This is a genomic window from Glaciecola sp. HTCC2999 (assembly GCF_000155775.1).
GTDB lineage: Bacteria > Pseudomonadota > Gammaproteobacteria > Enterobacterales > Alteromonadaceae > Opacimonas.
The window spans coordinates 590,491-598,046 of the sequence record NZ_DS989810.1 but is presented as its reverse complement, the minus strand read 5'-3'; the positions used below and the strand labels follow the sequence as shown (position 1 = coordinate 598,046).

At 39.4% G+C, this 7,556-nt stretch carries 6 protein-coding genes; 4 read left to right on the top strand and 2 right to left on the bottom strand.

The genetic code is table 11. The features are described 5' to 3' along the window. Positions 1–433 precede the first annotated feature (433 nt). On the top strand, positions 434–1,801 hold the full coding sequence (locus G2999_RS02585) for an MATE family efflux transporter (protein ID WP_010178419.1): 1,368 nt from the start codon (positions 434–436) through the stop codon (positions 1,799–1,801). A 78-nt stretch (positions 1,802–1,879) separates the two neighbouring features. After that, positions 1,880–3,898, top strand: a complete 2,019-nt coding sequence (gene uvrB, locus G2999_RS02580) for an excinuclease ABC subunit UvrB (RefSeq protein WP_010178417.1) — start codon at positions 1,880–1,882, stop codon at positions 3,896–3,898. Between the two features lie 73 nt (positions 3,899–3,971). On the opposite strand, the gene queC is transcribed toward uvrB, so the two are convergent. Further along, positions 3,972–4,661 (bottom strand): 7-cyano-7-deazaguanine synthase QueC, encoded by a 690-nt coding sequence (queC, locus tag G2999_RS02575; RefSeq protein WP_029257345.1) that lies wholly within the window; start codon positions 4,659–4,661, stop codon positions 3,972–3,974. Positions 4,662–4,763: 102 nt separating this feature from the next. On the opposite strand from queC, the gene queE reads away from it, so the two are divergent. Next, the gene (queE, locus tag G2999_RS02570; RefSeq protein ID WP_010178413.1) at positions 4,764–5,447 is read left to right on the top strand and encodes a 7-carboxy-7-deazaguanine synthase QueE; all 684 of its coding nucleotides are present in this window, start codon (positions 4,764–4,766) and stop codon (positions 5,445–5,447) included. A 54-nt stretch (positions 5,448–5,501) separates the two neighbouring features. Beyond that, entirely contained in the window at positions 5,502–6,368 is an 867-nt protein-coding gene (locus G2999_RS02565) for an amino acid ABC transporter substrate-binding protein (RefSeq protein WP_010178411.1), read from the top strand. 23 nt (positions 6,369–6,391) lie between these two features. Here the strand turns inward: G2999_RS02565 and asnB are convergent. Beyond that, positions 6,392–7,556, bottom strand: a 1,165-nt coding sequence (gene asnB / locus G2999_RS11665) for an asparagine synthase B (RefSeq protein WP_010178404.1), incomplete at its 5' end; no start/stop codon positions are given.

Below are 7,556 nucleotides of genomic sequence, written 5' to 3'. Positions count from 1 at the left end.
CACCGGACTGTGGATAAGTGTGTGTATTACTTTGAAAATCTCTATTTTAAACATATTCGTTAAGATCAAGAGAAAATCCTGAAAAATAAGTATTGACTATAATAATTAACGTTAAATCAATGGTTTATGTTTTTTTTGTTAATGCTGTAATCGATGTGGTTGAAAGTTTATCAGCGAGTTGAGTGGTTTATTAGGAGTGTGCATAACGTTGTTGCAAAAATGTTAACTAGGAGGTTGGGTTGAATTTCAATCAAAACAATGACATAAAATGTTCCCAGCTAATTGATTTTTTTCTCACATATTTTTTTCAATGTCAGCATAGATAAAAAGTGGCGTGAGTATAAATACGATTTGCCTTCATTTATGATATTTACAGCAGCTTAAATTGATTCATGTTAAAATTGCGAATGCTTTTTTATCTAGACATCATTCAATGAGTACAGCATCCATAACCACTAATTCCATGTTGGAAGGTAATATCAAACAGACATTAATGAGTATGACGCTTCCTATGGTAATGGGTATGCTAATGTTGATGACGTTTGGTTTAGTGGACACTTTCTTTGTCAGTTTATTAGGTACTCAAGAATTAGCTGCGATCAGTTTTACTTTTCCTGTGACATTTACCGTCATTAGTTTGAATATTGGTTTAGGTATTGGGATCTCAGCTGTCATAGGACGGTTATTAGGATCAAATGACCATGCTAATGCAAGATTAGTGGCAACCGCCGCATTGATGACGGTGTTATGTTTGGTCGGTTTGCTTTCCGTTATTGGCTTTATAACTATCGATCCTATCTTTATATTACTAGGCGCGAGTCCTGAACTGTTAATACATATCCATGATTATATGAGTATCTGGTATATAGGCGCGATATTTCTGGCACTACCTATGTCTGGAAATAGTGTACTAAGAGCGTCGGGTGATACTAAAACTCCTAGTATGATTATGGCTGCAGGTGGTGCTATTAATGCGTTGTTAGATCCTTTATTAATATTTGGCTACGGTCCAATTGAAGGAATGGGTATCAAAGGAGCAGCAATTGCCACGGCTATTGCTTGGGGAGTAGGGCTTATTTGGGTGCTGATTTTATTGGTGAAACGCAATTTAATGATACCAAGACTGCTATTACCAAGAGAATTTTTAATGAATGTAAAAGGGATATTTACTATCGGTATCCCTGCTGCTGGGGCCAATATGCTTACCCCTATTGCAGTCGGTGTAGTGACAGCTATTGTTGCTGATTTCGGTGATGCTGCGGTTGCTGCCTGGGGGGTTGGAGGTCGCTTAGAGTCAATCGCTTGTATTATTATGTTGGCGCTCTCTATGACATTGCCCCCGTTGATATCTCAGAATTTTGGGGCGAATAAAATTGACCGTGTTTATATCGCCTACAAAACAGCTATCGTTTTTATACTCTGTATTCAACTCGTTATCTTTTCGTTGTTGTATCTGGTGTCTGATTATATTGCTAATGTGTTTACCAATGACGTATCTGTAGCTTCATTAATCATACTATTTATGACAATTGTCCCTCTAGGTTATGGTGCTCAAGGCGTTGTGGTGTTAACTAATTCTGCATTTAATGCCATTCACAAACCGATGGCAGCATTGATCCTAAATACCCTAAGATTATTTATATTTTTTGTGCCTTTTTGCTATTTGGGCAGTATATGGTATGGCTTGATGGGATTATTTGTTGGTGCGGTGTTAGCCAATACTGTCATGGCTGCTTTGTCATTTATGTGGTTTCGATATCAAATTAAGATGTTATTACAAACTCAGGTATCAAAGAACTGAACCATGACATCATAAATCTTAAAAATAAAAGTATGTCACCACGAATTAACATTATCATTGATGAGAGAAAGAACCAATATGTCAAAAGTTTTTGAGCTTCAATCGAAGTATTCTCCAGCAGGAGATCAACCGACCGCTATCGCTAGTTTAGTCGAAGGGATTGAAGATGGATTGGCTTGCCAAACGCTACTTGGCGTAACCGGTTCTGGTAAAACATTTACCATGGCTAATGTGATCGAAAGCGTCCAGCGTCCAACCTTAATTCTGGCACACAACAAAACGCTAGCAGCTCAGTTATATGGTGAAATGAAAGAGTTCTTCCCTAACAATGCGGTGGAATATTTTGTTTCATATTATGATTATTACCAGCCCGAAGCATATGTACCGAGTACTGATACTTTTATTGAAAAAGATTCATCCATTAATGATCATATTGAACAAATGCGTTTATCTGCCACTAAAGCCTTGATGGAACGTCGGGACGTAGTAATCATTGCATCAGTTTCAGCGATATATGGTTTAGGTGACCCAAAATCGTACATGAAAATGTTACTTCATTTGCGCCAAGGCGACACCATGGATCAACGTGATATTCTTCGGCGTCTTGCAGAACTGCAATATAAACGCAATGACGTTGCTTTTGAACGGGGTAATTTCAGAGTGCGCGGCGATGTGATTGATATATTCCCTGCAGATAGTGAAAAACAAGCGGTGCGCGTCGAGTTATTTGATGAAGAAATAGAGCAGATTAGTTTATTTGATCCACTTACCGGTGCCGTAGATAAAAAAGTGACAAGGGCAACAGTGTTTCCTAAAACACACTATGTCACTCCTAGAGAAAAAATACTTGATGCAATTGAGCGGATAAAAACAGAACTAGTGTCTCGCAAAGATCAGCTAAAAGAATCAAATAAGCTGATTGAAGAACAACGGATTTCGCAACGTACTCAGTTTGATATCGAAATGATGTTGGAATTAGGCTATTGCTCTGGCATTGAAAACTACTCACGCTACTTATCCGGACGGGCTCCTGGAGAACCACCCCCAACATTAATCGATTACTTTCCCAAAGATGGCTTATTAATGATTGATGAATCTCACGTCACCGTGTCTCAAATTGGCGCGATGTACAAAGGTGATCGTTCGCGCAAAGAAACCTTGGTTGAATATGGCTTTCGCCTACCGTCGGCCTTGGATAATCGACCTCTAAAATTTGAAGAATTTGAGCATATTGCGCCCCAAACTATTTATGTTTCAGCAACACCAGGTAAACATGAATTAGAGCGTTGTGCAGGAGATGTGGTAGAACAAGTGGTACGGCCTACCGGCTTACTTGATCCGATTATTGAAATCCGGCCAGTTGCGACTCAGGTAGATGATGTGCTATCTGAAATTCATAAACGGGTAGCGGTAAACGAACGTGTGTTGATTACGACATTAACCAAACGTATGGCTGAAGATTTATCAGAATACCTGAATGAAAACGGGGTGAAAGTGCGTTACTTACATTCGGATATTGATACAGTCGAGCGGATTGAAATTATTCGCGATTTACGTATTGGTAAGTTTGATGTCATCGTTGGGATTAATTTACTTCGAGAAGGTCTAGATATGCCCGAGGTATCCTTAGTGGCTATTTTGGATGCCGATAAAGAAGGTTTTCTACGTGCGGATAAATCGCTTATTCAGACGATTGGACGTGCGGCTCGTCATTTAAATGGTCGCGCGATATTGTATGGAGACAAGATTACTGGTTCAATGCAACGTGCCATTGATGAAACTGACCGTCGTCGTAAAAAGCAGATTGAACACAATGAGTTGCACGGTATCGTGCCTCAAGCATTGAATAAACCTATTACCGATATAATGGATGTGGGTGATGATTCTGCTCATCCAGCCTCAGGTAAAGTTAAGCTACGTAAAATTGCTGAAAAAGAAAAGACGTATCAAAAAATGACGGCGACACAAATGATGGATAAAGTTGCTGAACTTGAAAAAACCATGTTTGAAGCGGCACGTGAGTTGGAGTTTGAAAAAGCAGCATCATTGCGTGATGATATAGAGAAACTTCGAAGTGAAATCGTAAAGATATCCTAATTAGTGAATGATGGCTGAGCGCTATTATCCATAAGCGTAGCCATTATTCACCATTAAAGGTGGCTTAATTTACTTAAGATTCATAGGTGAGTGGATCCGTTTGTCCATTTTCTGTAAATGCTTCCAGTCGCTCCACGCACGCTCCACATTTTCCACAAGCATGTTCTCGGCCGTTGTAACAGGTCCATGTTTGCGAGTAATCTAGTCCAAGGTTTACTCCACGCGTCAATATTTCAATTTTACTCATATGAATAAATGGAGTATCAATAGATACTGACTGATAGTTAGCAATGCGACAAACCTCATCCATCTTTTGGACGAATTCAGGTCGACAATCCGGATAAATCGCATGATCACCACTGTGTGCACCATAATAAACTTTATCAGCTTCTAGCGAGACTGCGTAGGCTACTGCCATCGAGAGTAAAATCATATTTCGATTAGGTACGACAGTAGATTGCATGTTATCTGCTTCATAGTGTCCTTCAGGTATTTCAATATCATCAGTCAAAGATGAACCGCCCATAAGACTATTAATGGCACTGATATCGACTACTTTGTGTTGAATACCTAGTGCTTCACAAACACGGCGTGCAAACTCAACTTCTTTGACATGTTTTTGACCATAATTAAAGGTCAGTGCGGCAATCTCGTTTACAGCCAAGCCTTGATCTAATATATGGTGGAGTAAAGTAAATGAATCCATGCCACCTGAATAGATAAGAATAGCCTTCTTCTTATGTGGAGTCTGAGATTGCGTCATAATCGATGAATACTGCTTTTGATTTAATAATAATGCTATTTTAATGTATTATGCGCACATCTCCAATGTTCGTTTTATACATTTGTTACAAAAGGAAGGTTAATGACCGCCAATATCCAATATCCAATCAATGAAATATTTGAATCTATCCAAGGAGAGGGCAGTTATACCGGAGTACCATCTATTTTTATTCGCTTACAAGGATGTCCAGTAGGTTGTCCATGGTGTGACACACAGCATACTTGGAAAGTGGATACTGATGATCAAATTCCTGTTGTGCAATTACGTGAAAAATCTGCCGATGCACCGACTCACGCGTTAATGAACGTGACTGCATTATTACATGAATATGAGATACGAGGTTACCTAGCTAAACACGTTGTAATCACGGGTGGTGAACCGGCGATGCATGATTTAGTTCCACTCACAGAGGTATTGTTATCTAAAGGATTTAGTGTACAAATAGAGACCAGTGGGACATTTGCTTTACGCTGTGCGGATGATGTTTATGTGACGGTTTCACCTAAGATCGATATGCCGGGCAAATATCCAATCTTGCCTGAGGTGATGGCAAGAGCCAATGAAATCAAACATGCTGTAGCTATGCAAAAACATGTCGATGAGCTTAAGTTGCTATTGGAGCGTGCGCCGATCCAAACTAACACATTGATATATTTACAGCCTATTTCGCAACAAGCGAGAGCGACACAATTAGCAGTAGAAACGTGTATAAAAGAAAATTGGCGTTTGTCCTTACAAACCCATAAATTTATTGGCATTGAATAAATCTTCGATAGTGCTAAAGTAATTAGAAATCTTGTTTCTACTCGAGCATAAATTATGAGTTATCTTATCTCTCAACTATCATTTCTATCTAAGCTCAGTTGTTTATTGATTAGTCTTTATTTACCTTCGCTCAACGCAGCCGTCTGGTCGATTACTTACCCCAAACAGCCACTTGAAGAGAGTATTCATGTCAAATATCCGATTGAATTACTTGAGTTGGCATTGGCAAAAACAGGAGTGAGATTTGAAGTTCAACCGACTGATGATGTTATTTTGCAGGGTAAAGCATTTAATCTATTAAGCAATAATCGTTCAATTAATATTCTGTGGTCTATGACAAATCAGCAGCGTGAAGCTGATTTCTTACCTATCCGCGTACCGATTTTTAAAGGGTTAATAGGGTGGCGTGTATTACTTATAAACCCCAGTATGCTACCTAAACTAGAAAGTTCAAATTTACGAGATCATGCAGCTGTTCAAGGCATGGACTGGCCGGATACAAAAGTATTACAATCTAATGGGTTTAATGTCGTCAATGCGACTAGCTATGATGAAGCGTTTACGATTATGCATCGTAATCAAGCAGATATATTTCCTCGCTCAGTCATTGAAGTATTAGCGGAAATGGCTGATGATAATTTACGCAGAGAGTTAATCTTAGAGCCGAATTTTGTGTTGCAATATCCTTCAGCAATATATTTCTTTGTGAATAAACGAAATAAAATTTTAGCAAAATTATTAGAACAGGGATTTGCTGCAGCGGTAGCTGACGGTACATTTGATGCGTTGTTTAATGAGGTTTATTTGCCTTTACTGAAAGAATTAAAGGTTAGCCAACGACAAGTAGTGCAATTGTCTAACCCATTACTACCACTTGAAACACCCTTAGATGACGAACACTTGTGGTATTCAATCAACTAAACGTGTTTCAGCAAGAAGACTGATTAGTCTTCTTGATTCTTGTGGACATCTTTCATTGAACGGCCAGAAGGATCGGCATTATTTTTGAAGCTTTCATCCCATTCTAGCGCTTCAACAGTGGAGCAGGCAATTGACTTACCGCCTGGTACACATTGCGCCGCTGATTCTTGTGGGAAGTAACCCTCAAAAATAGTTCGGTAGAAATAACCTTCTTTGGTATCAGGAGTGTTAATTGGGAAACGGAATGCCGCATTCGCCAATTGTTGATCCGACACTTCAGCTTCAACAAAGTCACGGATTGAATCAATCCAAGAATAACCTACACCATCACCAAACTGTTCTTTTTGACGCCATAAGACTTCATCAGGTAAGTAAGAGTTATCATCAAACGCTTTACGTAAGATCCATTTTTCCATTTTACCATCAAGGCACATTTTGTCTTGAGGGTTTAAACGCATTGCAACATCGATGAATTCTTTATCTAAGAAAGGTACACGCGCTTCAACACCCCAAGCAGATGTCGATTTGTTCGCACGAGCACAATCAAACATATGTAAACGTTCTAGTTTACGGACTGTTTCTTCGTGGAATTCTTTAGCATTAGGGGCTTTGTGGAAGTATAAATATCCACCAAATATTTCATCAGCACCTTCGCCAGATAGAACCATTTTGATGCCCATCGCTTTGATCTTACGTGTCATCAAGTACATGGGGGTAGCGGCACGAATAGTTGTCGTGTCATAGGTTTCTAAGAAATAGATAACATCGCGAATAGCATCTAAGCCTTCTTGAATGGTGAAATGAATTTCATGATGGACGGTACCAATCATATCTGCGACTTTTTGTGCTGCTTTTAAATCAGGTGCACCTTCTAGACCCACCGCAAATGAATGCAGACGTGGCCACCATGCATCACTTTGATCGCCATCTTCAACGCGCTTAGCGACGTATTGAGCTGCAACGGCGGATACTAACGATGAATCTAAACCACCTGATAATAATACCGCGTAAGGAACATCAGACATTAAGTGTGACTTGACTGATTTTTCAAACGCCGCTTTTAAATCATCTAAATTGGTTTCGTTGTCTTTGACTGCATCATAATCCATCCAATCGCGTTGGTAGTATTTGACGAGTTGTCCTGTCGCACTATCTAAATAATGACCAGGAGGGAATTCGGTAACGGTT